Origin of the sequence: Cellulomonas sp. PSBB021, from assembly GCF_002240455.1 — a bacterium.
Lineage (GTDB): Bacteria > Actinomycetota > Actinomycetes > Actinomycetales > Cellulomonadaceae > Cellulomonas > Cellulomonas uda.
In genome coordinates this window covers 2,125,753-2,150,279 of record NZ_CP021430.1, presented here as the reverse complement: position 1 = coordinate 2,150,279, position 24,527 = coordinate 2,125,753, and the positions used below count along the sequence as shown (strand labels likewise).

The 24,527-nt window shown below is 74.0% G+C and carries 22 protein-coding genes, 4 tRNA genes and 1 pseudogene; 18 read left to right on the top strand and 9 right to left on the bottom strand.

Going from position 1 to position 24,527, the window contains the following annotated elements; all coding sequences use genetic code 11:
* Nucleotides 1-55: 55 nt before the first annotated feature.
* The 3 genes from CBP52_RS09805 (at nucleotide 56) to htpX (ending at nucleotide 4,563) form a co-directional block, all read left to right on the top strand.
* On the top strand, nucleotides 56-1,864 hold the full coding sequence (locus CBP52_RS09805; RefSeq protein ID WP_094180789.1) for a carbohydrate-binding module family 20 domain-containing protein: 1,809 nt from the start codon (nucleotides 56-58) through the stop codon (nucleotides 1,862-1,864).
* 317 nt (nucleotides 1,865-2,181) lie between these two features.
* Nucleotides 2,182-3,564: an FAD-dependent oxidoreductase gene (locus CBP52_RS09800; protein ID WP_094180788.1), complete on the top strand. Its 1,383-nt coding sequence runs from the start codon at nucleotides 2,182-2,184 to the stop codon at nucleotides 3,562-3,564.
* A 114-nt stretch (nucleotides 3,565-3,678) separates the two neighbouring features.
* A complete protein-coding gene (htpX, locus tag CBP52_RS09795) occupies nucleotides 3,679-4,563 on the top strand; it encodes a zinc metalloprotease HtpX (protein WP_094180787.1) in 885 nt (294 codons plus the stop codon).
* Between the two features lie 72 nt (nucleotides 4,564-4,635).
* On the opposite strand, the gene CBP52_RS09790 is transcribed toward htpX, so the two are convergent.
* On the bottom strand, nucleotides 4,636-5,133 hold the full coding sequence (locus CBP52_RS09790) for a YajQ family cyclic di-GMP-binding protein (protein ID WP_094180786.1): 498 nt from the start codon (nucleotides 5,131-5,133) through the stop codon (nucleotides 4,636-4,638).
* Nucleotides 5,134-5,328: 195 nt separating this feature from the next.
* Between CBP52_RS09790 and CBP52_RS09785 the strand changes: the two genes are divergently transcribed.
* The 7 genes from CBP52_RS09785 (at nucleotide 5,329) to CBP52_RS09755 (ending at nucleotide 8,444) form a co-directional block, all read left to right on the top strand.
* A tRNA-Tyr gene (locus CBP52_RS09785) sits at nucleotides 5,329-5,413 on the top strand.
* 447 nt (nucleotides 5,414-5,860) lie between these two features.
* Complete coding sequence (locus CBP52_RS09780) at nucleotides 5,861-6,640, top strand: hypothetical protein (RefSeq protein WP_094180785.1); 780 nt, start codon at nucleotides 5,861-5,863, stop codon at nucleotides 6,638-6,640.
* 185 nt (nucleotides 6,641-6,825) lie between these two features.
* Nucleotides 6,826-6,898 (top strand) — tRNA-Thr (locus CBP52_RS09775).
* Nucleotides 6,899-6,950: 52 nt separating this feature from the next.
* Nucleotides 6,951-7,024: transfer RNA gene (locus CBP52_RS09770), tRNA-Met, on the top strand.
* 369 nt (nucleotides 7,025-7,393) lie between these two features.
* The gene (gene rpmG / locus CBP52_RS09765; protein ID WP_094180784.1) at nucleotides 7,394-7,564 is read left to right on the top strand and encodes a 50S ribosomal protein L33; all 171 of its coding nucleotides are present in this window, start codon (nucleotides 7,394-7,396) and stop codon (nucleotides 7,562-7,564) included.
* Nucleotides 7,565-7,572: 8 nt separating this feature from the next.
* Entirely contained in the window at nucleotides 7,573-8,022 is a 450-nt protein-coding gene (locus CBP52_RS09760; protein WP_094180783.1) for a MaoC family dehydratase N-terminal domain-containing protein, read from the top strand.
* Complete coding sequence (locus CBP52_RS09755; protein WP_094180782.1) at nucleotides 8,022-8,444, top strand: MaoC family dehydratase; 423 nt, start codon at nucleotides 8,022-8,024, stop codon at nucleotides 8,442-8,444. The genes CBP52_RS09760 and CBP52_RS09755 overlap by 1 nt, the downstream gene beginning before the upstream one ends.
* 42 nt (nucleotides 8,445-8,486) lie before the next feature.
* Here CBP52_RS09755 and CBP52_RS09750 read toward each other — a convergent pair whose 3' ends face one another.
* Nucleotides 8,487-9,548: a LacI family DNA-binding transcriptional regulator gene (locus CBP52_RS09750; protein WP_232514775.1), complete on the bottom strand. Its 1,062-nt coding sequence runs from the start codon at nucleotides 9,546-9,548 to the stop codon at nucleotides 8,487-8,489.
* 220 nt (nucleotides 9,549-9,768) lie between these two features.
* Between CBP52_RS09750 and CBP52_RS09745 the strand changes: the two genes are divergently transcribed.
* The 3 genes and pseudogenes from CBP52_RS09745 (at nucleotide 9,769) to CBP52_RS09735 (ending at nucleotide 13,624) form a co-directional block, all read left to right on the top strand.
* Entirely contained in the window at nucleotides 9,769-11,208 is a 1,440-nt protein-coding gene (locus tag CBP52_RS09745) for an MFS transporter (RefSeq protein WP_232514430.1), read from the top strand.
* Nucleotides 11,209-11,246: 38 nt separating this feature from the next.
* Nucleotides 11,247-12,503, top strand: coding sequence for an MFS transporter (locus CBP52_RS09740; protein WP_232514429.1), 1,257 nt, complete (start codon nucleotides 11,247-11,249; stop codon nucleotides 12,501-12,503).
* Between the two features lie 9 nt (nucleotides 12,504-12,512).
* A pseudogene (locus CBP52_RS09735) lies at nucleotides 12,513-13,624 on the top strand (UDP-N-acetylmuramate dehydrogenase).
* Between the two features lie 4 nt (nucleotides 13,625-13,628).
* Here CBP52_RS09735 and CBP52_RS09730 read toward each other — a convergent pair.
* Both CBP52_RS09730 and CBP52_RS09725 read right to left on the bottom strand, forming a co-directional pair.
* Nucleotides 13,629-14,405, bottom strand: a complete 777-nt coding sequence (locus tag CBP52_RS09730) for an SDR family NAD(P)-dependent oxidoreductase (RefSeq protein ID WP_094180780.1) — start codon at nucleotides 14,403-14,405, stop codon at nucleotides 13,629-13,631.
* A gap of 86 nt (nucleotides 14,406-14,491) precedes the next feature.
* Nucleotides 14,492-15,559, bottom strand: coding sequence for an adenosine deaminase (locus CBP52_RS09725; protein WP_094180779.1), 1,068 nt, complete (start codon nucleotides 15,557-15,559; stop codon nucleotides 14,492-14,494).
* Nucleotides 15,560-15,692: 133 nt separating this feature from the next.
* On the opposite strand from CBP52_RS09725, the gene CBP52_RS09720 reads away from it, so the two are divergent.
* Together CBP52_RS09720 and CBP52_RS17910 are read left to right on the top strand one after the other, a co-directional pair.
* Nucleotides 15,693-17,630, top strand: coding sequence for a hypothetical protein (locus tag CBP52_RS09720; RefSeq protein ID WP_094180778.1), 1,938 nt, complete (start codon nucleotides 15,693-15,695; stop codon nucleotides 17,628-17,630).
* A complete protein-coding gene (locus tag CBP52_RS17910) occupies nucleotides 17,555-17,803 on the top strand; it encodes a hypothetical protein (RefSeq protein WP_094180777.1) in 249 nt (82 codons plus the stop codon). Before CBP52_RS09720 ends, CBP52_RS17910 begins: the two co-directional genes overlap by 76 nt.
* A gap of 46 nt (nucleotides 17,804-17,849) precedes the next feature.
* Here CBP52_RS17910 and CBP52_RS09710 read toward each other — a convergent pair whose 3' ends face one another.
* The 5 genes from CBP52_RS09710 to CBP52_RS09690 all read right to left on the bottom strand — a co-directional run bounded on the left by CBP52_RS09710 (nucleotide 17,850) and on the right by CBP52_RS09690 (nucleotide 22,946).
* Nucleotides 17,850-18,506, bottom strand: coding sequence for a response regulator transcription factor (locus CBP52_RS09710; RefSeq protein ID WP_094180776.1), 657 nt, complete (start codon nucleotides 18,504-18,506; stop codon nucleotides 17,850-17,852).
* Nucleotides 18,503-19,756 (bottom strand): sensor histidine kinase, encoded by a 1,254-nt coding sequence (locus CBP52_RS09705; protein WP_232514428.1) that lies wholly within the window; start codon nucleotides 19,754-19,756, stop codon nucleotides 18,503-18,505. Before CBP52_RS09705 ends, CBP52_RS09710 begins: the two co-directional genes overlap by 4 nt.
* 118 nt (nucleotides 19,757-19,874) lie before the next feature.
* Nucleotides 19,875-20,732, bottom strand: coding sequence for an ABC transporter permease (locus tag CBP52_RS09700; protein ID WP_094180774.1), 858 nt, complete (start codon nucleotides 20,730-20,732; stop codon nucleotides 19,875-19,877).
* The gene (locus tag CBP52_RS09695) at nucleotides 20,729-21,619 is read right to left on the bottom strand and encodes an ABC transporter ATP-binding protein (RefSeq protein ID WP_094180773.1); all 891 of its coding nucleotides are present in this window, start codon (nucleotides 21,617-21,619) and stop codon (nucleotides 20,729-20,731) included. Before CBP52_RS09695 ends, CBP52_RS09700 begins: the two co-directional genes overlap by 4 nt.
* A gap of 103 nt (nucleotides 21,620-21,722) precedes the next feature.
* Nucleotides 21,723-22,946, bottom strand: coding sequence for a pyridoxal phosphate-dependent aminotransferase (locus CBP52_RS09690; protein ID WP_094180772.1), 1,224 nt, complete (start codon nucleotides 22,944-22,946; stop codon nucleotides 21,723-21,725).
* A 223-nt stretch (nucleotides 22,947-23,169) separates the two neighbouring features.
* On the opposite strand from CBP52_RS09690, the gene CBP52_RS09685 reads away from it, so the two are divergent.
* The 3 genes from CBP52_RS09685 to nusG all read left to right on the top strand — a co-directional run bounded on the left by CBP52_RS09685 (nucleotide 23,170) and on the right by nusG (nucleotide 24,446).
* Nucleotides 23,170-23,242 (top strand) — tRNA-Trp (locus CBP52_RS09685).
* A gap of 70 nt (nucleotides 23,243-23,312) precedes the next feature.
* Nucleotides 23,313-23,591 (top strand): preprotein translocase subunit SecE, encoded by a 279-nt coding sequence (gene secE / locus CBP52_RS09680; RefSeq protein ID WP_094180771.1) that lies wholly within the window; start codon nucleotides 23,313-23,315, stop codon nucleotides 23,589-23,591.
* 72 nt (nucleotides 23,592-23,663) lie between these two features.
* Nucleotides 23,664-24,446 (top strand): transcription termination/antitermination protein NusG, encoded by a 783-nt coding sequence (gene nusG, locus CBP52_RS09675; RefSeq protein WP_094180770.1) that lies wholly within the window; start codon nucleotides 23,664-23,666, stop codon nucleotides 24,444-24,446.
* The last annotated feature ends 81 nt before the right edge of the window (nucleotides 24,447-24,527 follow it).

Below are 24,527 nucleotides of genomic sequence, written 5' to 3'. Positions count from 1 at the left end.
GCGCGGCGACCCGATCCGGCCGGCGACGACGCCGGCCCGAGCAGGAGGAGCTGCCGTGCGTACCACCACACGAACCCGCCCCCTCGCGCGTCGCGCGCTCGCCGCCCTCGTCGGCGCCGCGCTCGCACTCGGGGCCACGCTCGTCGCCGCGTCGTCGCTGGGCGCGTCGCCCGCGAGCGCCGCGCCGCCCGGCACGCGCAACGTCGGCGTCAACCTGTTCCAGTGGACCTGGGACGCGATCGCCGACGAGTGCACCACCCACCTCGGTCCCGACGGCTACGCCTGGGTGCAGACCTCCCCGCCCAACGAGCACCCGGTGCTCGGCGGGCAGTGGTGGACCTCCTACCAGCCCGTGAGCTACCGGATCGAGTCCAAGCTCGGCACGCGCGCCGAGTACCGGGCCATGGCCGACACCTGCCGGGCCGCGGGCGTGCAGGTCGTCGCGGACGTCGTCGTCAACCACATGACGGGGCAGACGAGCGGCACCGGCTGGGCCGGGACCTCGTTCACCGAGGAGCGCTACCCCGGCCCCGCCGGCGGCTACGGGCCGCAGGACTTCCACGCGTGTCGGTCGAACATCTCGAGCTACACCGACCGGTACCAGGTGCAGAACTGCCGGCTCGTCGGGCTGCAGGACCTCGACACCGGCTCGTCGTACGTGCGCCAGGAGATCGCGGACTACCTGAACGACCTCATCTCGCTCGGCGTGCGCGGGTTCCGCGTCGACGCCGCCAAGCACATCGCCGCGGCCGACCTCGCCGCGATCAAGTCGTTGCTCTCCGACCAGAGCGTCTACATCGTGCAGGAGGTCATCGGCGCGGCCGGCGAGCCCGTCCAGCCGAGCGAGTACCTGGGCATCGGCGACTCGCACGAGTTCACCTACGCTCGGCACCTCAAGAGCGCGTTCGCCGGTGGCAGCCTCACGTCCCTGCAGGGTCTGACCAGCGCGTCGTGGCTCCTGCCGTCGGGGAAGGCCGGCGTGTTCGTCGACAACCACGACACCGAGCGCAACGGCGAGACGCTCAGCTACAAGAACGGCTCGTCGTACCGGCTCGCGAACGTGTTCATGCTCGCCTATCCGTACGGCTGGCCCACCGTGTACTCGGGCTACGCGTTCTCGAACAACGACGCCGGTGCGCCGCAGACCGGCTCGGGCGAGGTGCTGGACGCGGTGTGCGGGCAGGGCACGTTCACGTGCGCGCACCGGTGGAACGAGACCGCGCACATGGTGGGCTTCCGCAACGCGGTCGGCACCGCGGGCGTCGTCGGCTGGTGGGACAATGGCTACGACCAGATCGCGTTCGGCCGCGGCGACAAGGGCTACGTCGCCATCAACCGCTCGGGCGCCCCGTTGACCCGCACGTTCACGACGAGCCTGCCGGCGGGCACCTACTGCGACGTGATCTCCGGCGGCGCGGGTCTCACGTGCTCGGGGACGAGCGTGACCGTCGCGTCCTCGGGCGCCGCGACGTTCACCGTGCCCGCGAACGGAGCCGTGGCGCTGCACGTCGGGGCCCGTCCCGGCACCGGACCCACCGCCACCGCGACACCCTCACCCACGGCGCCGACGAGCGCGGCCGTGTCGTTCGGCGTGAACGCGACGACGACCTGGGGGCAGAACATCTTCGTCGTGGGTGACGTCGCCGCGCTCGGCGGCTGGGACCCGGCGAAGGCGGTGCCCCTGTCGTCGGCGTCGTACCCCGTGTGGCGTGCGTCCGTGGCGCTCACGCCGGGCAGCACCGTGGCGTACAAGTACGTCCGCAAGGAGGCGAACGGCGCGGTGACCTGGGAGAGCGGGGCGAACCGCAGCGTGACGGTGCCGTCCGGCGGGACGCTCACGCTGACCGAGAGCTGGCGCTGGTGACCCGGCGCTGAGTGACGGCCGCGCGCCCCGGACCGGGGTGCGCGGACCGCGGGCGGGGTGGTGGGGCGCGTGGAGGTGCCCGCACCACCCCGTCGCCGCGTCCGGAGGGGCGCGGCCCGCATCGTGGGCGATTGTCCGCATGCTGGCGCGGGTGTCCAGCAGGTGGCTGAGGTCGGCCTAAGATGGCGCGCAGCAACCCGCCCTGCCTGCCGTGACCGCACCTGAGGGCCGTCCCGGGCGCACCTCGGAAGGCCGTCCGAGGGCTGGTTCCACGAGGACAAGCGGGGCGTCTGGTCCCCCGATCGGAAGGTCCGCCCGTGAGCACCCCGACCCTGCGCGTCGCCGTCGTCGGCGCCGGCCCCGCCGGCATCTACGCCTCGGACATCCTGTCCAAGACCGACCTCGACGTCAGCATCGACCTGTTCGAGCGCCTGCCCGCGCCGTTCGGCCTGGTGCGCTACGGCGTGGCCCCCGACCACCCGCGGATCAAGCAGATCATCGTCGCGCTGCACAAGGTGCTCGAGCGCGGTGACATCCGCCTGCTCGCGAACGTCGACTACGGCACGGACCTCAAGCTCGACGACCTGCGCCAGTTCTACGACGCCGTCATCTTCTCGACCGGCTCGATCCGCGACGCGGCGCTGCCGATCCCGGGCATCGACCTCGAGGGCTCGTTCGGCGCCGCCGACTTCGTGTCCTGGTACGACGGGCACCCCGACGTGCCGCGCACGTGGCCGCTCGAGCACCGGACCGTCGCGGTCATCGGCGCGGGCAACGTCGCGCTCGACGTCGCGCGCATCCTCGCCAAGCACGCGGACGACCTCCTGCCCACCGAGGTCCCGGGCAACGTCTACGACATCCTCAAGACGAACCCGATCAGCGACGTGCACGTGTTCGCACGCCGTGGGCCCGCGCAGGTGAAGTTCTCCCCGCTCGAGCTGCGCGAGCTCGGCCACGTCCCGGACGTCGACGTCATCGTCTACCCCGAGGACTTCGAGTTCGACGAGGGCTCGATGGCCGCGATCCACTCCTCGAACCAGACCAAGCAGGTCGTCAAGACCCTCACGGACTGGACGCTCAAGGAGCCCGAGGAGCTCACGGCGTCGCGCCGCATCCACCTGCACTTCCTGCACAAGCCGGTCGAGGTGCTCGGCGAGGACGGCAAGGTCGTCGCGCTGCGGACCGAGCGCACGGCGCTCAACGGCGACGGCAACGTCACCGGCACGGGCGTGCTGCACGACTGGCCGGTCGAGGCGGTCTACCGCGCGGTCGGGTACTTCGGCTCGCCGCTCGTCGACATCCCGTTCGACGACGTCGCGGGCGTCATCCCGAACCGCGAGGGCCGCGTCGTGGACGTCGACGGCGAGCACCTGCGCGGCGTGTACGCGACCGGCTGGATCAAGCGGGGACCGGTCGGCCTCATCGGTCACACCAAGTCCGACGCGTCGGAGACGATCCGCCACCTGACCGAGGACGTCGAGGCCGGCGGCGAGGCGTTCTACACCGCCGCGGAGCGGGACCCCGCCGCGGTCACCGAGTTCCTCGCCGCGCGCGGCGTCGACGTCATCGAGTGGTCCGGGTGGCAGCTGCTCGACGCGTACGAGCGTTCGCTCGGCGAGCCCCACGGGCGTGAGCGCGTCAAGGTCGTCCCGCGCGAGGAGATGGTCGACATCTCGCTCGGTCGCACGGCGAAGGGCTGACCCCGCCGCACCACCGAGCGGCCCGCGCCTCTCGTCGTCCGCGGGCGCCGCACCGGGGAACGCGACAGGATCCTGATGCGTTCTTCCAGGTGCGACGACCAGCGGAGGGAAAGCATGGGGACTCGGCACCACTTCAACGGCCTCAAGACGGCGGCCCTGTTCGGCGTCATGTGGGCGGTGCTGCTGGGGTTGGGCTGGATCCTGGGACGCGGCACGCCGAAGTTCGTGCTGCTGTTCGCGGCGATCGGCGTCGTGATGACGGCAGTGAGCTACTGGAACTCCGACAAGATCGCGATCCGCACCATGCAGGCGGTCCCCGTGACCGAGGTCGAGCAGCCCGCGATGTACCGCATCGTGCGCGAGCTCTCGACGCGCGCGGGCCAGCCCATGCCGCGTCTGTACGTCTCGCCGACCATGGCGCCCAACGCGTTCGCGACCGGCCGCAACCCGCGCAACGCGGCCGTGTGCTGCACGTCCGGGATCCTGCAGATCCTCGACGAGCGTGAGCTGCGCGGCGTGCTCGGGCACGAGCTCCAGCACGTCTACAACCGCGACATCCTCACGTCGTCGGTCGCGGCCGCCGTCGCGGGGGTCATCACGTCGGTCGCGCAGTTCGCCATGTTCTTCGGCGGCGGGGACCGGCGCGAGGGCGCCAACCCGATCGCCGGGCTGCTCATGGTGTTCCTCGCGCCGCTCGCCGCGATGATGATCCAGATGGCGATCAGCCGCACGCGGGAGTACGACGCCGACGAGGACGGCGCGTCGCTCACCGGTGACCCGCTCGCGCTCGCGTCCGCGCTGCGCAAGCTCGAGGCCGGCACCGCGGCCCGCCCGCTCCCGCAGGACCAGCGGCTCGAGAACGTCTCCCACCTCATGATCGCCAACCCGTTCAAGGGCGCCGGCGTCGCGCGGCTGTTCGCCACGCACCCGCCCATGGCGGAGCGCATCGCCAGGCTCGAGGCGCAGGCCGGTGCGCAGGGCGGGCTCACACGCTACTGAGCCCGGCCCTCGGACGCACGAGCGCCGCACACCGTCGCCCCTGAGGGCGCGGCTGTGCGGCGCTCGTCCGCGTCAGCGGTAGTTGGTGAACTGCAGGGCCGCGTCGACGTCGGAGCCCTTGAGCAGCGCGATCACGGCCTGCAGGTCGTCGCGGCTCTTGGCCGAGACGCGCAGCTCGTCACCCTGGATCTGCGTCTTGACACCCTTGGGGCCCTCGTCGCGCACGCGCTTGGCGAGCTTCTTGGCGACCTCCGACGAGAGGCCCTCCTTGATCCCGGCGGCCAGGCGGTACTCCTTGCCCGACGGCTTCGGCTCCTTGTCGCCCAGGTCGAGCGCCTTGAGCGAGATCCCGCGCTTGATGAGCTTCGACTCGAACACGTCGAGGATCGCCAGCACGCGGTCGGGGGAGTTCGCGATCATGAGGACCGACTCGCCGGACCACGCGATCGACGCCCCGACGCCCTTGAAGTCGTACCGCTGGGCGATCTCCTTCGCCGCCTGGTTGAGCGCGTTGTCGACCTCCTGCCGGTCGACCTTGCTGACGACGTCGAACGACGACTCGCTCGCCATGGGTAGCCCTCCCGTGCTGTGGCGGTGGCCGCTTCCCGGCCGCCGCTCGTCCTGCCAGGGCCGCCGTTTTCTCGGTGGGGCCCGGGTGTTGCTATCCTTCCACGGCACGCCGCGCGAGCGACGACTGCGATCACGGCCGTCCCCTTCGTGGGGCGGGCGTGGACACGGTCCGAGCATCGTCGGCAGGCACACCCTGGCGGGTTACCCGAGTGGCCAAAGGGGGCTGACTGTAAATCAGCTGGCAACGCCTACGGGGGTTCGAATCCCTCACCCGCCACCACCGAAGGGGCGTCCCACGGGACGCCCCTTCGCCATTCCCCCCATTCCCCCCGCCCCGCCCGCCCCGCGCGCCCGCCCCGTCCGCGCGCCCCGCCCGCCCCGACCGGGCCGGTCCCCGTCCCCGTCCCCGTCTCCTTCCCGGCCCCCTCCGCCGACTGCGCACGCACGTGCGCGAGTGCGCCTCTCGAGCGCACGCACTCGAGACAGGACGTGCGCACTCGCCACGCCGTCGTCGACTGCGCACGTCGGTGCGCGGGTCCGGACACCCACGCACCCACCCGCGGCGGAACGCGCGCGTCGGCCTCCCTCTGCCCGAGTGCGCACGTTCGTGTGCGAGTGCGCACGCACGGCGTGCGCGCTCGGAGTGGAACGTGCGCAGTCGGCGGGGCGGGGGTTGGGGTCGGGTGGGGGCGTGGGCTGGGGACGGCCGCCTACGGGGTGGCGGCGCATGTGCCAGGGTGCGGCGACGGTGCGGGCGGGCGGGTGGTCGGAGGGTGCGGTGGGTGCGACGAGCGGGCTCGTGGTCGGTGGTGGCGCGGCCGCGGCGCGGGACCCGGGGCTCGTGCGGGTGCGTCGCGGCGCGTACGTGGGACGCGAGCACTGGGACGGGCTCGGCGGCGACGAGCGCTATCTCCTCGTCGTGCAGGCGACGGCTGCGGTGGCCGTGGGCCGGCCGCTCGTGTCGCACTGGTCGGCCGCGGCGGTGTGGGGGCTGCCGACGGTCGGCCGGCCCGACGAGCGTGTCCACCTCACGGTGCCCGCCGCCCCGGGCGGGCGTTCCGCGCGTGGGGTGGTGCGGCACACCCGTGCCGGTGCGCGCGGCGAGGACCGCGCGGGCGGGTTGCGGGTGACGGGCGTCGCGCGCACGGTCGTCGACCTGGCCCGCGTCGGCGGCGTGGCCTCGGGTCTCGTCGCGGCGGACGCGGCGCTGCGGGCAGGCATGACCTCGTCCGACGAGATCGCGCGTGAGGTCGCGGCGGTCGGGTCGGGCCGGGGCGCGCTCGCGGCACGGACCCTCGCGCGGCTGGCCGACGGCGCGTGCGAGTCACCCGGCGAGTCACTGAGCCGGGCGCGGATGCACGAGCACGGTCTGCCGGCGCCCGTCCGCGCCGTGGCCCGCTGGACCTGGCAGGACGCGATGCGCGGCGGCCCCATGGCGGACACGCTCCATCGCGCAGGCGTCCGCCCCCGGGCGCGCCCACCCCACCGGCCCCCGCTCGACTGCTGACGTTCGCGTCTGACTGCTGCGGTCGTGCGTGCGCACCCGAGCCGGGACGTCCGCGCTCGGCGAGGGGTGGGGTGGGGGTGGGGACGAGGTCGAGCGGGGTCGAGCGGGGGTGGAGGTGGGGTGGCCGCGGGGGGCTGGGAGTGGATTTCGCGCCGGGCGGATGGCCGTGTAGCCTGTTCCGCGCTGCCCCGATAGCTCAGTCGGCAGAGCGTCTCCATGGTAAGGAGAAGGTCAAGGGTTCGATTCCCTTTCGGGGCTCTGTGGTGTGTTCGGGAGCGCGGCTCGGTCCGCGCTCCCGGCCCGCACCCGAGGCGGGGTAGCTCAGTTGGTGAGAGCGCACGACTCATAATCGTGAGGTCGCGGGTTCGAGTCCCGCTCCCGCTACAGACATCGAAGGCCCGCCGGTCCGCCGACGGGCCTTCGGCGTAGCCGGGGCCCGTGCACCGCGCCGACGCACCGCGCCGACGCACGGCACCGACGCGAGTCGTGCGGGCAGGGCCGGCCGGTGATCCGGGGTGACGGACGTCGCCGCGTGCGGGCCGGCCCCGGGTTCTGGCGGCGGTGTCCCGTGCGCTATTCTTGACGGCGGTCTGTGTGCGTGTGCATCGACGGCCGCCCGGGCCGGACCCGGGGCGTGCCGCTCGGGAGCGCAGTCGCCCGTGGGCGCGACACGACCACCGTTGACCCCGAGGGTGCCGCCGGTGCCCGCTGTTCGAACGCAAGCGCCGTGGTGGCGCGAGAGGTGGCAAGACCATGGCCAGCAAGAGCTCGGACGTCCGTCCGAAGATCACGCTCGCATGCACGGAGTGCAAGGAGCGCAACTACATCACGAAGAAGAACCGTCGGAACGACCCCGACCGTCTCGAGATGAAGAAGTACTGCCCGCGCGACAACCGCCACACGCTGCACCGCGAGACCCGCTGACCCTGGCGATGCCGGTCGACACCGGGTATGCCGGGCGCGTCTACCCGCCGAACGCGGTCTACGAGGTCGGGCGCGAGCACCTGCGGTCGTTCGCGGCCGCGGTGGGCGCGCAGCACCCCGCGCACACGGACGTCGAGGCGGCGCGTGCGTTGGGGTACCCCGACGTGGTCGCGCCCCCGACCTTCGCGGTCGTGGTCGCACAGCGCGCCGAGGCCCAGCTGTTCGAGGACCCCGCCGCGGGCATCGACTTCAGCAGGGTCGTGCACGCCGACGAGCGGTTCACGCACCACCGGCCCGTGCACGCGGGCGACCGGCTGGTCACGGTGCTGCACGTCGACTCGATCGTCGAGCGCGCCGGTCTGGCGATGATCACCACGCGCGCCGAGATCGCGGCGGAGGACGGCGAGGCCGTCGCGACCGTCGTGTCCACGCTCGCCGTGCGTCCCGAGGAGTCCTGATGTCCCCGCGTCTGCAGGACCTCGAGGTCGGTCAGGAGGTCGCGCGCAGCGAGGTCGTCGTCGACCGTGCGCGGCTCGTGCGGTACGCGGCGGCGTCGGGCGACTTCAACCCGATCCACTGGAACGACCGTGTCGCGTCGTCGGTGGGTCTGCCCGGCGTGATCGCGCACGGGATGTGGACCATGGGCGCCGCGGTCGGTCCGGTCGTGGACTGGGTGGGGGACCCCGGACGGGTCGTCGACTACCAGGTGCGGTTCACGCGCCCGGTCCCGGTGCCGGACCCCGGGCATGCGACGGTCGAGGTCGTCGGGGCCGTCGGTGCGATCGACCCGGACGCGGGCACGGCGCGCATCGACCTCACGGTGACGGTCGACGGGCAGCGGGTGCTCGGCAAGGCGCAGGCGGTCGTCCGCCTGTCCTGACCCGCCGGTCAGCGCTCCTCGTCGAACGGGCCCCCTCCGCGCTCAGCGCGGGGCGGGGCCCGTCGTCGTCCCGGGACGCAGCGCCACGGGCAGCACGGTGGGCTCGGGCATCTGGCCGGCGAGCAGCGACGCGACCGCGCGGCCGACGACGACGCCCTTCTCGGCCAGCGGCTGCACGACGGACGTGAGCACGTCGGGCGCGAGCCAGGGCAGGTCCAGCCCGTCGAACCCGGCGACCGACACGTCGCCGGGCACCGCGAGCCCCAGCTCGCGCGCCGCGAGCACGACGCCCGAGGCCAGCAGGTCCGACTGGCACACCACGGCGGTGGGCCGGTCCTCGCGGGACAGGATCGCGAAGCCCGCGGCCTTGCCGTGCTCGACGAGCGACGCGGGCGTCTCGTAGACCGACTCGGGGGTGACGCCGGCGTCCCGCACGCCGTCGAGGCGACGCCGGGTCACCTGCCACACGACCTCGTCCCACCGGGCGGGCTCGACGAACCCCTCGCCGCGCTGCCGGTCGAACGCGAGGGTCACGCACGCGAACCGCTCGTGCCCGAGGTCCTGCAGGTGGCGCACGACGTCCGCCATGCCGCGGCGGTCGTCGATACCGACGGTCGCGACGTCGGGCTCGGGGACGCCCTCGACGACGACGGTGGGCACGCCGCGGCGGCGGAGCGCGTCGAGCACGGGGTCCTGGGTGCCGCTGCCCCACAGGAGGACGGCGACGTCCATCGCGGCGGACAGCACGAGCGGGTCGACGGGTGCCTCGGCGGGGTCGCTGGGGCCGGGGATGAGCAGGACGCCCAGGCTCATCTCGCCGAGGGTGCCGACGAGGCCGTCGAGCACCTGGATCGAGACGGGGTCGCGGAACGAGCGGCGCAGCGCGTCGCCGACGACCACGCCGACGATGCCGGAGCGTCCGCTGCGCAGCTGGCGGCCGAGGGGGTTGGGGCCCAGGTAGCCGAGGTCGGCGGCCGCGGACAGCACGCGCTCACGCGTGGTCGAGGCGATGGGGCCCGCGCCGGAGAAGGCGAGCGAGGCGGTGGAGACGGAGACCCCGGCCGCGGAGGCGACGTCGGCGAGCGTCGGGCGCTGGGACGACAGCGGGCACCTCCGGCGGGCGGCTCGGTGACGAGCGGGACGTCGAGTGGTCGACCTGGACGGGTGTGACCTGGACGGTTCGTGTGACCTTGACGGTTCGTTTGACGCAGCGGCCAGCGTACCCGGAGAATGGCCGTCACCCATCAAATCGATTCGACCTGTGCTCCCGCGCTCCTCTCGAATCGATTCGACCTCATCCTTCCGTCCCCGCCCGGAGCAGACCGTGACCCTGAGCGCGCCCACGCGGCCCGCCGCCTCGAGCGCCGCCCCCGTCGCGCCCGTCGTCGCGCGCGCCCGCCTGCACCTGCTCGGGCTGTTCGCGCTGCTCGGAATCGTGTTCTCGAGCTGGCTCGCCCGCCTGCCCACCGTCCGCGCGGAGCTCGACCTGTCGACCTCCGCGCTCGGCGGGGTGCTGCTCGTCGGCTCCGTCGGCGCGCTCGTCACGGTCACGTTCGCCGGCATCGTCGTGCAGCGGTGGGGGAGCCGGGCCGCGATCCTCGCCTCGACCGTGCTGCTCGCCGTCGCGTACGTGCTCATGGGCGTCGGGCCGGGCGCCGGGTCGGTGCTGCTGCTGTCGGTCGGGGTGTTCCTCAACGGCATGTCGATCGCACTCGGCAACGTCCCCGTCAACGTCGAGTCCGCGCGCGTCGAGCGCGCGATGGGCCGGACCGTCATCCCGCAGTTCCACGCCGCGTTCTCGATCGGCGCGGTGGCCGGCTCGGGCCTCGGTGCGCTCGCCTCGCGCCAGGGCGTCCCGCTGCCGGTGCAGTTCACCACCGTCGCCGCGGTCGCCGTCGTGTGGCGGCTCGCCTCGCTGCGCAGCGTCGTCCTCCCCGCCGGCACGGGTGACCAGCCGCGCACGGTCACCCCCGCGCCGGCTTCCCCGCCCGGCGGTCGTCGCAGGGTCGGCACGGCGCTGGACGCGTGGCGCGAGCCCCGCACGCTCCTCGTAGGGGTCGTCATCATGGCCGCCGCGCTCTCCGAGGGCGCCGCCAACGACTGGCTGTCCATCGCCGTCGTCGACGGCTTCGACCGGACCGAGGCCGTCGGTGGCGTCGTCCTCGCGCTGTACGTCGCCGCGATGACGCTCGTCCGCCTCGCGGGGACCCGGCTCATCGACCGGCACGGCCGAGTCGCCGTGCTGCGCGCGTCCGGGGTCGTGTCGATCGTCGGCCTGCTGCTGTTCGGGTTCGCGCCGTCCTTCGCGCTCGCCTCCGTCGGCGTCGTGCTGTGGGGGTTCGGGGCCGCGCTCGCGGTGCCCATCGGCATCGCGGCCGCCTCCGACGACCCGCTGCGCGCAGCCGGGCGCGTCGCCGTCGTGTCGTCGTTCTCGTCGGTCGCCTCGATCGCGGCGCCGCCGCTGCTGGGACTCGCGGCGGAGTCGATCGGTGCGCGCCAGGCCCTCGCGCTCATCGCGGTCGCGATGGTCGCGAGCGTGTGCCTCGCGCACCAGGTCGCGCCGCCCACGCACGACGACACACCGACCCGCGCCTCGGACGACGACGCGGCCACCCGCACGCTCGTCGTCCCCGCGCAGCGCGCGCCGTCCGACGACGTCGCCGCACCCGCGCTCGTCGCCGCCGCGACGACCGCCCCGCACGGCCCGTACCCGCACGACCTGTACCAGCACGACCCGACGCACCAGGAGGTACGCGTACCGTGAGCAGCACGCGAAGCCACGACGAGGTGGAGGACAGGTCAGTGACCGCAGGGTTCCGACGCGACCCGGTGCGTGCCGCGTCGTTCGCGGTGTTCGCCGTGTTCTTCCTGTCCGGCTTCAACTTCGCCAGCTGGGCCTCGCGCCTGCCCGCGGTGCGCGACGGCCTCGAGCTGTCCGCGGGCCGCATGGGGCTGCTGCTGCTCGTCGGGTCCGTGGGGTCGCTCGTCGCGCTCCCGCTGTCCGGGACGATCATCGAGCACCTCGGTGCGCGCCGGACCGTCCTGTACTCCGCGCTCCTCAACGCGAGCGGTCTCGCGCTCGCCGCGGTGGGCGTCGCGGCCGGCTCGGTGGTCCTCGCCGCGGTCGGGCTCGTGGTCTACGGCGTGGGCACGGGCGTGTGGGACGCGGCCATGAACGTCGAGGGCGCGGTCGTCGAGCAGCGGCTCGGGCGCACCGTCATGCCGCGCTACCACGCGGGCTTCTCGCTCGGCACGGTGGCGGCCGCGGGGATCGCCGCGGTCGCGGCGTGGCTGCACGTGCCGGTCGTCGTGCACCTTCCCGTGGTCCTGGCGCTGTCGATGGTCGCGGTGGTGTGGTCGGTGCGGCTGTTCCTGGTGGACCACGAGGCGCAGGTCGTCGTCGAGCACCACGAGGCCGCGCGGGCCGGGTCCGGCCGTGCCCGACGAGCGTTCGCCGCGTGGCTGGAGCCGCGCACGCTGCTCATCGGCCTCGTGGTCCTGGCCGCCGCGCTCACCGAGGGCTCCGCGAACGACTGGGTGAGCCTCGCGGTGGTCGACGGGTTCGAGACCCCGCACGCGCTCGGCGCGGTCGCGCTGGGCCTGTTCCTCGCGTCGATGACGGGCATGCGCTGGTTCGGCACCGCGCTGCTCGACCGGTACGGGCGCGTGTTCGTGCTGCGGCTGTGCGCGGTCCTCGCGCTCGTCGGCCTGGCCCTGTTCGGGCTCGCGCCGACCATGTGGCTCGCGCTCATCGGGATCGTCGCGTGGGGTGCGGGTGCCGCGCTCGGCTTCCCGGTGGGCATGAGCGCGGCGGCCGACGACCCGCTGCGTGCCGCCGCGCGCGTGAGCGTCGTGTCGACGATCGGCTACTCGGCGTTCCTCGCCGGGCCGCCGCTGCTCGGCCTGCTCGCGCAGCACGTCGGCTACCGGCACGCGCTGCTGGTGATCCTCGTGCCCGTCGCGCTCGGCATCCTCGTCGCGGGTGCGGCCGCACCCCTGCGTGCCGCCACCGACGACGTCACGACGGACGCGGACGACGAGTCCCGCACCCGCCCGTAGCCTGGAGGCATGACCGTCGGCACCGCACCCCGTCTCGCTGACCTGACGACCCTCGGCGTCGGCGGGCCGGTCGCCCGGTTCGTCGCGACGACGAGCGAGGCCGAGCTGATCGACGCGGTCCGCACCGCCGACGAGGCGGGCGAGCCCGTCCTGGTGCTCGGGGGCGGCTCGAACCTCCTCGTGTCCGACGAGGGGTTCGACGGCCTCGTCGTGCGGGACACGCGCACGGGCATCGACGTGCCCGACCACTCGGCGTGCGCGGGCGTGACGTACACGGTGCCCGCGGGCACGCCCTGGGACGACGTGGTCGCCGAGGCCACCTCGCACCGCCTGTACGGCATCGAGGCGCTGTCGGGGATCCCGGGCTCGACGGGCGCGACGCCCGTGCAGAACGTCGGTGCGTACGGGCAGGAGGTCGCGCAGACCATCGCGACCGTGCGGGTGTGGGACCGCGAGCGCCTGCGGGTGCGGACCCTGCCCTCGTCGACCTGCGGTTCGGCTACCGCACGTCGCTGCTCAAGCGCTCCCTGCTCGCCGCCGACGACCCGCGGCGCGACCCCCGCGACCCGGTCGACGAGCGCGCGCCCTGGGGCCCGACGCCGCGCTACGTGGTGCTCGACGTGACGTTCCAGCTCCGTCAGGGCACGCTCTCCGCGCCGATCGCGTACGCCGAGCTCGCGCGCACGCTCGGCGTCGAGGTCGGCGAGCGTGCGCCGCTGCTCGACGTCCGCGCCGCGGTGCTCGAGCTGCGCCGCCGCAAGGGCATGGTGCTCGACCCGGCGGACGCGGACACCCGCAGCGCGGGCTCGTTCTTCACGAACCCGCTCCTCGACGAGGCCACGGCCGCACGGCTGCCCGCCGAGGCGCCCCGCTACCCGGCGGGCGACGGCGTGGTGAAGACGAGCGCGGCATGGCTGATCGAGCACGCCGGGTTCGCGCGCGGGTTCGGCATGCCCGGCCCGGCGGCGCTGTCGACCAAGCACACGCTCGCGCTCACCAACCGCGGGGGTGCCGGCGCCGCGGACGTCGTCGCGCTCGCGCGTCAGGTCCGCGACGGGGTGCGCGCCGCGTTCGGCGTGACCCTCGAGCCGGAGCCCGTGCTCGTCGGGGTGACGCTCTGAGGCGTCAGCGCGGGAGCACGACGCCGGTGAGCGCGGCGAGCCGGTCGAGCAGCTCGTCCTGCAGCGTGACGTCGGAGGCCTGCGGGTTCGCGTCGAGCACGGCGAACCGCTTGAGGTAGCGGCCGGTGACGCGCGCGGCGTCGTCGTCGGCGGTCGCGAGCCACACCTGGGTCGCGGCGCCGTCCCCGACCTCGTCCCACGCGTCCGGGCCGCCCAGCTTGGTCTTGATCCAGCCCGGGTCCACCGCGGTCGACAGGACGTCCGGCCACAGGCGCGCGACGGCGAACGCGAGCATCACGTCGTAGAGCTTCGAGTCCGAGTACGCCTGCATGCCGTCCCACGGGCGCGACTCCCACAGCAGGTCGTCGAGCACGGCGCGGCCGTCCGACTCGAGCCCGGACGTCAGGTACACGAGGCGGCCCGGGCGGGGCATGAGCGCGGTCAGGACGTACGGCGCGACCGTGTTCACCTGGACGATCCGCTCGAGGCCGTCGGCGGTCGGGGTCCGCGGCGCACCGCCGCCCACACCGGCGTTGTGGATCACCGCGTCGTACGCGCCCCCGGCGGCGGACGTCGCGGCGTCCGCGAGTGCCCGCGTCTGCGTGAGCGAGGTGAGGTCGCCGACGACGACGTCGCGCAGGCCCGGGAGGACGGCACGCACGTGCGCGGCACGCTGCGCGTCGCGGGCGTGCGCGACGACCTGGTGGCCCGCGTCGAGGAGACGGCGGGCGGACTCCAGGCCGATGCCGTCGGTGGAGCCGGTGACCAGGACGAGTGACATGAGGACCTCTCGGGGACGGTGCGGGCGGTGGTGGACCGGCCGCGGGCTCGGGCGGGGCGGTGCAGCGGGGCGGTGCGGCGGGACGGTCAGGGGGTCCGGTCCGCGCCGCCCGGGGCCGTCAGGACCGGGTCGGGTGCGGGCGCGGCGAGCCACGCGTCCACGCCCGCGAGCAGGCGCACCCGGGTGGCGTCGTCGGCGCGGCTCGCGCGGATCGACGCGCGCGCCAGGTCCGCGAGGGCGTCGTCGTCGAACCCGTGCACGTCCCGCGCGACCTCGTACTGCGCGACGAGACGCGACCGGAACAGCAGCGGGTCGTCCGCCCCGAGCGCCACCTGCGCGCCCGCGTCGACGAGCGCGCCCAACGGCACCGCACCCGCGTCGGGGTAGACGCCGAGCGACACGTTCGACGCGGGACAGACCTCGAGCGCGATGCCGCGCTCGACGACGTCGTGCAGGAGGCGCGGGTCCTCGCCCGTGCGCACCCCGTGCCCCAGCCGGTCCGGGTGCAGGTGCGTCACCACGTCGTGCACGTGCGCGGGGCCCAGCAGCTCGCCGCCGTGCGGCACGGCGGCCAGCCCGGCGCGGCGCGCGATCGCGAACGCCGCGGCGAACTCAGCGGTGTCGCCGCGACGCTCGTCGTTCGACAGGCCGAACCCGATCACGTCACCCGAGCCGTCGCCCGCGTACCGCGCGGCGAGCCGGGCGAGCGTGCGGGCCTCGAGCGGGTGCCGCATGCGGGACGCGGCGACGACGACGCCGACGGACACGGCGTGCCGCACGCTCGCGGCGCGCGCCTCGTCGAGCACGATCTCGAGCGCGGGGGTGATGCCGCCGACGAACGGCGCGTACGACGTCGGGTCGACCTGGATCTCGAGTCGCCCCGACCCCTCGGCAGCGTCGTCGGCGACCGCCTCCGCGATCACGCGCCGCATGTCGGCCTCGCCGCGCACGCACGCGCGCGCCGCGTCGTACAGGCGCTGGAACCGGAACCAGCCGCGCTCGGTCGCCGGCACGTGCAGCGGGTCGGAGTCGAGCAGCGCGCCCGGCAGGCGGATGCCGTGCTGCTCGGCGAGCTCGCCGAGCGTGCTCACCCGCATCGAGCCCGTGAAGTGCAGGTGCAGGTGCGCCTTGGGGAGCCGGGCCAGGTCGCGCACGGCGGTCAGTCTGCCACCCTGCCAGGTGAATTCCGGCGCGAGCGGGTCAAAGCGCTCCCGGCGCCCGGTTCGTCCCCCCTACAGTTGCCTGTTCGTCGCCCGCCGGCGGCGCATGAGCCCGACAGGGGGAGCCATGACCCACGACCCGACAGCCGCCGCTCTCGACGACCCGTCGACGTCGCCCGCCGAGCTCGCGCGGCTCGCAGCCGAGCGACCCGACCTGCGCGCGCGGATCGCCGCGCACCCCGCCGCCTACCCCGAGCTGCTCGGCTGGCTCGCGGCGCAGGGCGACCCGGCGGTCGCCGCCGCGGTCGCGGCGCGCGGCGCGGCCTCGCAGCAGGACGCCCCGCAGCAGGCCGCGCAGCCCACCGTGCAGCCGGCCGTGCAGCCGACCACGCCGGACGCCTTCCCGAGCCCCACCGGTCCGGTCGCCCCCGTCGTCCCGCAGGACGGCGTCGACGCGCCCGGCGCGGAGTTCGCCCCGGTCGGCGCACAGCCGCGCCGACGCCGCACGGGCCTGTGGGTCGGGGTGGCCGTCGCGGCGGTCGCGGTCGTCGGCGCCGGTGGCTACGCCGCCTGGGCGACGGTGCTGAGCAAGCTGGGCGGCGCCGCGTCGCCCGAGGCAGCCGTGACGCAGCTCGTCGAGGGCGTCGCGGACAAGGACGGCGTCGCCGTGTACGGCGTCCTCTCGCCGTCGGAGGTCGGCTCGTTCCGCGACGCGTTCGACGGCGTCGACGGGCTCGACGACCTGGCCGGCGACGGCAGGTCGGTCGACCCGGAGAAGCTGCGCGCCGCGCTGGACGCGCTCGCGATCGACATCGAGGGCCTGGACCTCCAGGTCGAGGAGGTCGACGAGGGCCTCGCGAAGGTCTCGATCGCGGGCGGCACGCTCACGGTCGACGCCGACGCGGCGGAGCTCACGGACCTCGCGATCGAGGCGCTCACGCCGGTGCTCGAGGCGTACGGCCAGCCGGTGCCGACGGGCGGCGAGCGCGACGAGGCGGTGCAGCAGATCGACGACGCGCTGCCGTGGTCGCTCGACGCCGCCGAGCTGACGTGGGACGCCCAGGGCGAGGAGCAGCTGCCGTTCCTGATGGCGGTCGAGGAGGGCGGTGACTGGTACGTCAGCCCGCTCATGACGATCGGCGAGTACGTCACGGTCGCGCAGGGCGGCACGCGCGGCGCGATGCCGTCCGACGACGGTGCCGCGCCGACCTCGGCCAAGGACGCGGGTGTCGCGTTCACCGAGGCGCTCGCCGGGATCAGCTCGGGCGACATGGACACGCTGTCCGGCACGCTCGCGGAGGGCGAGCGCCGGTTCATGGACGTGTACGTCTCCCAGTGGGTCGGTGAGCTGTCGGCGTCCGACACCGTGGTGACGGTCGACGAGGCGTCGTTCGACTCGCGCGACCTCGGCTCGGGTCGCCAGCTCCTGCAGCCCCGGCGGGTCGCGCTCTCGGGCGACGGTGAGACCGTCGTCGTCGAGGGCACGTGCGCCACGACGACCGGGGGCGACGCCGACGGCGAGAAGCGCTGCATCGCCGACAACCAGGGACTCGTCGAGCTGGGCCTGGAGGACCTCGGCCTCGTCGCGGTCGAGGAGGACGGCGGGTACCGCGTGTCCGTCCTCGCGACGTTCGCGCACGCCTACGGCACGATGCTCGAGAACCTGGTGCGCCTGCAGAAGGACGGCAAGCTCGAGGACCAGCAGTGGCTCGAGGAGAACTTCGGGGACCTGTCCTCGAGCCTCGGCATGGGGGCGCTCGGGGGCTCGGCGGTCTCGCCACGGTGCCCGAGCTCGAGGGCCTCGACGACCTGGGCGGCTCGCTCGACGACGAGTGGACCTACGAGGAGGAGGACGGCGACATCGACGTGGGCGGCGGCTCCGGCGACGGCACCGACCCTGGCTCCGGCGACGGCGAGGAGACCTGGGACTGGGACGAGGCGTCCTGGGCCGCGCAGAGCGACCTCTACTCGCTCGGCATCGAGGTCTCGGTGTACTACGTCGACCCGTCGGCGAGCCCGCTCACGCCGAACGCGCTGTCGATCGAGGGCGGCCGGTACGTCCTGACGACGGGCGACGGCTCGAAGGACGTCTCGGAGGTGACCTCGGGCGCCGAGCGCGTGACGTTCGACCCGGGCTCGAACGACGGCACGGACTTCTGCGTGGGGCTCGAGCTCGACGGTGGTGCGCAGTGGTCGTACACCCCGCAGGGCGGTGCGGTCGAGGGCGCCTGCGGCTGACGTCCGGTGCCTGCGACTGCGGTGCCTGCCGTCCGCGTGACCTCGGTCAGGCGGACGGCAGGATGCCGCGGGACATCGCGACCGTGACGGCGTGCGTGCGGTCGTCGACGCCGAGCTTGGCGAACACCCGCAGCAGGTGCGTCTTGACGGTCGCCTCGGAGATGAACAGCTCGGCTCCGACGGCGGCGTTCGACAGCCCGCGCGCGACGGCGGCGAGCACCTGCGTCTCGCGTGCCGTGAGGCGCTCGCCCGTGCCGCGCACCTGCTGCACGAGCCGCCGCGCGACCGACGGCGAGAGCGCCGCCTCGCCCCGCGCGGCGGCCCGCACGCCCGCGACCAGCTCGGCGCGCGGGGTGTCCTTGAGCAGGTACCCGGTGGCGCCGGCCTCGACGGCACGCAGGATGTCGGCGTCGGTCTCGTAGGTCGTCAGCACGAGCACGTGCGTGCCCGGGAGCTCGGCGACGACCCGCGCGGTCGCGCCCGCACCGTCGAGCCGCGGCATCCGCAGGTCCATGAGCACCAGGTCCGGGTGCAGCGCGTGCGCGAGCACGAGCGCTTCCTCGCCGTCGGCCGCCTCGCCGACGACGTCGATGTCGGGCTCGACCCCCAGCAGCCCCGCGATGCCCGAGCGCACCACCGGGTGGTCGTCCGCGACGAGGACCCGGAGCACCGTCCCCGCGGCCTCGTCGGACGTCGTGCTCATGCGATCGCCTCCGTGCGCACGTCCGGTGCCGACGGCAGGCGCAGCACGACGCGCGTGCCCGCACCGGGCGTCCCGGTCAGCCGGAGGTCGCCGCCGGCGGAGCGCGCGCGCTCGCGCATGCCGCGCACCCCGTTGCCCTCGCGGTCGTCGTCGCGCACACCGCGGCCGTCGTCGGCGACCTCCAGCTCCACGAGCTCGCCCGAGCGTCGCAGCCGGACCGTCACGCCGGCGGCGTCCGCGTGCCGACGCACGTTCGCCAGCGACTCCTGCGCGGCGCGCAGGAGCGTCACGGCGGTCTCCTGCGTCAGCTCGCCGACGTCCTGCGTCTCGACACGCACGTCCAGGCCCGTCTGCGCGTGCAGCTGGTCGCCCAGCCGGTGCAGCGCGGCCGCGAGGCCGTCGTCGAGCGCGGGCGGTGCGAACGCCGCGACGAGCGCGCGGGCCTCGGCCAGGTTGTCGCGCGCGACCGACTCGATCTGCGTGAGCCGCTCGCGCACGCGCTCGGCACCGAGCCCGGGTCCCGCGTCCGCCGGGGCGCCGGGCGCCGCGTCGAGCACCGTGTCGAGGACCGTGTCGAGCTCGGCCGACGCGGTCTGCGCGAGCATCACCACGCTCGTGAACCCCTGCGCGAGCGTGTCGTGGATCTCCTGCGCGAGGCGAGCGCGTTCCGCGTGCACGCCCTGCTCGTGGTGGCTCGCGGCGAGCGCGGCCTGCGTGGCGCGCAGGTCGTCGAGCAGCGCGCCGCGCTCCTCGCTCTGCTCGGCGACGTACGTGACCCACAGGCCCAGGCCGATCGAGAACACCATGCCGAGCGTCGCCTGACCGGCGATGGACGGCAGGTCCACCGGATCGGCGCGCACCCGCAGCGCGGTGGCGACCACGACGCCCGTGGTGAGCAGCACGGTCCACGCCACGCCCTGCAGGCGCGACAGCGCGAAGAACCAGATGTGGGAGTACGCGACGAACAGCAGCACGATGCCGAGATCGGCGGCCCAGGTCTCGTACGTCATGACCAGGACGACCACGACGAGGTACGCCTGCGTCACCCGCGCGTCGCCGCGGCGCGCCCCTCGTCGGCCGAGCCCGTAGTACGCGAGCGCCATGACGACGAAGCCGGCGAGCGTGCCGAGCGCCCGCGCGACGCTCGGGGCGCCGGGCACGGCGAACGCCGCGCTGATCGTGATCATGATCCAGAACGCGACGTCCCACGCCCGCATCGAGCGGCGCCAGAACTCGTCGCGGTGGCTCACCCGGCGGTCCTCCACGTCGCGCAAGCCTGCCAGGTCGGCGGGGCGGGGCGCCGACGGGCGGTCCGGCGCGTCGCCGGCACCGCCCGTCCGCGCGTGGTGCGCACCCATGGGCCCGGCGTCAGCCGTCGTCCCGGCGGCGCCACCGGAACGTGCGCACGCCGACGACGAGCCCGACGACGAGCCACGCCAGCAGGACCGCCGCGATCGCCCCGTGCTGCCACGACCCGGACACCTCGAGCTGCGCCGCCTCGTCGGGCAGGAACACCGAGCGCATGCCCTGGGCCATCCACTTCAGGGGGAACACGGAGGCGACCTGCTGCATCCACGACGGGAGCTGGTCGAACTGGAAGAACACCCCGGAGATGAACTGCAGGACCAGCACCACGGGGGTCACCACGGCGCTCGCGGACCGGCCGCTGCGCGGCAGCGAGGAGAACGCGACGCCGCAGATCGCGCCGCTGGCGGTGCCGAGCAGCAGGACCCACACGAACGTGGCCCAGTGGGCCGCGTCCTGCGGCATGGGGACGTCGAACACCACCGCGGCCACGGCGAGCAGCACGGCGATCTGCAGCGTGCAGTTGACCAGGACCTGCCCGATCTTGCCCAGGAAGTACGCCGTGGCGGGCAGGGGAGTGGCGCGCAGACGCTTGAGCCCGCCCTCGTCGCGCTCGACCGCGATCGAGATCGCGAGGTTCTGGAAGCTCGTGAGCATGACGCCCGTGGCGACCATCCCGGGCAGGAAGTACTGCGCGAACGGGACCTGCCCGCTGGGCAGCTCGATGCTCGCGTCGTCCTGCCCGAACACCGTCGCGAAGATCGCGAGCATGATCACGGGGTAGGCGAAGATGAAGATGACCGCGTCGCGCTCGCGGAAGAAGCTGCGCAGCTCGTAGCCCGTGCGGGCCAGGCCGAGCGCGAGCGTGCCCGGCACCGCGGCGCGGGTGCGCGGGGTGCTCCCGGCGTGGGTCGTGCTCATCGCGCCACCTCCACGGGCTCGACGGGGGCGGCGGGCGTCGTCGCGGACGCGTCGCCGATCAGGGACAGGTAGACGTCCTCGAGCGTGGGCCGCAGCACCTGCAGCCCGGGCACCTCGCCGTACCGTCCGGCGAGGTCGCGCACGAGCGCGGTCGGCGTGTCCGTCCGCTCCTCGCGCGGACCGTCCGGCGTGGTCCAGCGCACGAGCGCCTGGCGTGCGGTGCGCCCGCCCAGGTCGGCGGGCGCACCCTGCGCGACCACCCGGCCGGCGTTCACGACGACCACGCGGTCCGCCAGGTGCTCGGCCTCCTCGAGGTAGTGCGTCGTGAGCAGGATCGTCGTGCCGTCCTCGCGCAGCCCCGCGACGAGGTCCCAGAAGTCGCGGCGGGCCTGCGGGTCGAACCCCGTGGTCGGCTCGTCGAGGAACACCAGCTCGGGCCGCCCGACGATGCCGAGCGCGACGTCGAGGCGTCGGCGCTGCCCGCCGGACAGCTGCCGGGCCCGCGTGCGGACCTTCTCGCGCAGCCCGACCGCGTCGATGACCTCGTCGGCGTCCCGCGCCTGCGGGTAGAAGCGGGCGAAGTGGCGCACGAGCTCGCCGACGGTCGCCTCCGCGAGGTCGTCGGTGCTCTGCAGCACGACACCGAGGCGGGAGCGCCACGCGCGGCCCGCCCGGGCCGGGTCCTCGCCGAGCACGCGCACGTCCCCGCCGTCGCGCTCGCGGAACCCCTCGAGGATCTCCACGGTGGTCGTCTTGCCCGCGCCGTTGGGCCCGAGCACCGCGACGATCTCACCCCGGGCGACGACGAGGTCCAGCCCGTCGACCGCCTGCTTCTCGCCGTAGGCCTTGCGCAGCGCGCTGACCTCGACCGCTGGTGCTGATGTCATGTCCCCAGACTGGACCCGTCGTGCGTGCGCGCGACAGCACCGTCGGACGGGACCCGGGGTCCACCGATCGGTGGACCCCGGCGTCATCCCTCGTCCGGCGAGGTCAGCGCGCCTCGGCCAGCAGGGACTGGATGCGCGAGACGCCCTCGACCAGGTCGTCGTCGCCCAGCGCGTACGACAGGCGCAGGTAGCCCGACGGGCCGAACGCCTCACCGGGCACGACCGCGACCTCGACCTGCTCGAGGATGAGCGCCGCGAGCTCGGCGGAGGTCGTCGGGGTCACGCCGCGGATCGAGCGACCCAGCACGCCCTCGACCGAGGGGTACGCGTAGAACGCGCCCTGCGGCACCGGGACGACGACGCCGTCGATCGCCGAGAGCATCTCGACCATGGTCCGTCGCCGGCGGTCGAACGCCGCGCGCATCGCCTCGACCGCCGTGAGGTCGCCGGTGAGCGCGGCGATCGCGGCGCGCTGCGAGACGTTCGCGACGTTCGACGTGAGGTGGCTCTGGAAGTTCGTCGCCGCCTTGATCACGTCGGACGGGCCGATCATCCAGCCCACGCGCCAGCCGGTCATCGCGTACGTCTTGGCGACGCCGTTGAGCACGATGCAGGTGTCGGCGAGCTCGGGCACGACACGCTGGATGGGCGTGAACACCGCGTGGTCGTACGTGAGGTGCTCGTAGATCTCGTCGGTGATCACCCAGATCCCGTGCTCGAGCGCCCAGCGGCCGATCTCGGCGGTCTGCTCGGGGGAGTACACCGCGCCCGTCGGGTTGGACGGCGAGCAGAACAGCAGCACCTTGGTGCGCTCGGTCCGCGCGGCCTCGAGCTGCTCGACCGTCACGAGGTAGCCCTGGTCGGCGCCGGCGAACACCTCGACGGGCACGCCGCCCGCGAGCCGGATCGCCTCGGGGTACGTCGTCCAGTACGGGGCGGGCAGCAGCACCTCGTCGCCCGGGTCGACGACCGACGCGAACGCCTGGAACACGGCCTGCTTGCCGCCGTTGGTCACCAGCACGGCGGCCGGGTCCACGTCGTACCCGGAGTCGCGCAGCGTCTTCGCGGCGATCGCCTCGCGCAGCGCGGGCAGGCCGGCGGCGGGCGTGTACCGGTGGTTCGCGGGGTCGCGCACCGCGGCCACCGCGGCGTCGACGATCGCGCTCGGCGTCGGGAAGTCCGGCTCGCCCGCACCGAACCCGATGACGGGCCGGCCGGCGGCCTTGAGGGCCTTCGCCTTGGCGTCGACCGCGAGCGTCGCCGACGGCGCGATCGCGGCGAGGCGCTTCGAGACACGGGAACGGGGCTGCGACGTCTGCTGGCTCACCGGGTCATAGTGGCAGAGGTCACGTGCCCGGCGCGTGGGTGTCCCGGTGCGCGGATCGGTCCCGCGGGCGTCGGTGGAGAGGGCGGTTCGACCCGGGGCGCTCCGTCCCGTATGGTTGTCCACCGGCGGTTGACGTTCGCCAAGATGACCTGTGCCCGCACGGCACCCGGGAGCTCGCTCCCGAGCGCGTGAGGCCCTCGTCGTCCTGGACCGAGGCCGTCGTAGGGCAGTGGCGCAATTGGTAGCGCAGCGGTCTCCAAAACCGCAGGTTGCAGGTTCGAGTCCTGTCTGCCCTGCGCAATCTCCTGTCTGCACCCTCGTGCAGCGGGACAGTCCGAGCATCGACGAGACAGCAGAGGCCGACACGTGAGCGAAACCGCAGCCTCCGCGGCGTCCGGCGCCGAGGGCTCGGCGCGCAAGTCCGCGCCGCAGGCCCCGTCCGGCGAGCGCCGCGGCTTGTTCGCGCGCATCGCGCTTTTCGTGCGCCAGGTCGTCGCCGAGCTCAAGAAGGTGGTCCGCCCCACGCGGCAGGACCTCATCACCTACACGTCGGTCGTGCTGGTGTTCGTCGCCGTCGTCATGGCGTTCGTCACCGTGGTCGACCTGGGCATCGGCAAGGTCACGTTCTGGGTCTTCGGGGGCTGACCCCCGCGGCCCACGTGGCCCGCCAGGCTCGGTCGAGCCGCACCTCCGCACTGGAAGAAAGCAGGTTCGTACGTGTCCCACGAGTCGTCTGAGCCCACCCCGGCCGACGTCGAGCTCTCGGACGCCGTGGAGTCGGTCGAGGCCGTCGAGGCGTCGGCCGCGGACGAGGTCCCGAGCGACGAGGCCGTCTCGGACGAGGTCACGTCCGACGAGGTCGCGTCCGACGAGGCTGCGTCCGACGAGGTCGACCCCGACGAGGACCCGGTCGCCGCGTTCAAGGCGCGCCTGCGCAGCCTGCCCGGTGACTGGTTCGTCATCCACTCCTACGCGGGTTACGAGAACCGCGTGAAGGCGAACCTCGAGAACCGCACGCAGAGCCTCAACATGGAGGACTTCATCTACCAGGTGGAGGTCCCCATGGAGGAGGTCGTGGAGATCAAGAACGCGCAGCGCAAGGTCGTGCGCCGCGTCCGGATCCCCGGCTACGTCCTCGTCCGCATGGACCTGACCGACGAGTCGTGGGGCGCCGTGCGTCACACGCCGGGCGTCACGGGCTTCGTCGGCCACACGCACCAGCCCGTCCCGCTCACGCTGGACGAGGTGTTCTCGATGCTCGCACCGACGCTCGAGACGAAGGCCCCGACGGCTCCGGCCGCCGCTGCCAAGGCCGCCGCGGCGATCCAGGTCGACTTCACGGTCGGCGAGTCCGTCACGGTCACCGACGGCCCCTTCGACACGCTGCCCGCCACGATCTCCGAGATCAACGCCGAGGCGCAGAAGCTCAAGGTGCTCGTCTCCATCTTCGGCCGGGAGACCCCGGTCGAGCTGTCGTTCAGCCAGGTCGCCAAGATCTGACCGGACCGCCCCTCGGGGCGTCGCGTGCCCGCGCCGCGGGTACGCCCTGCAACCGGGTCATCGCCCACGGCGTCGGCCCAC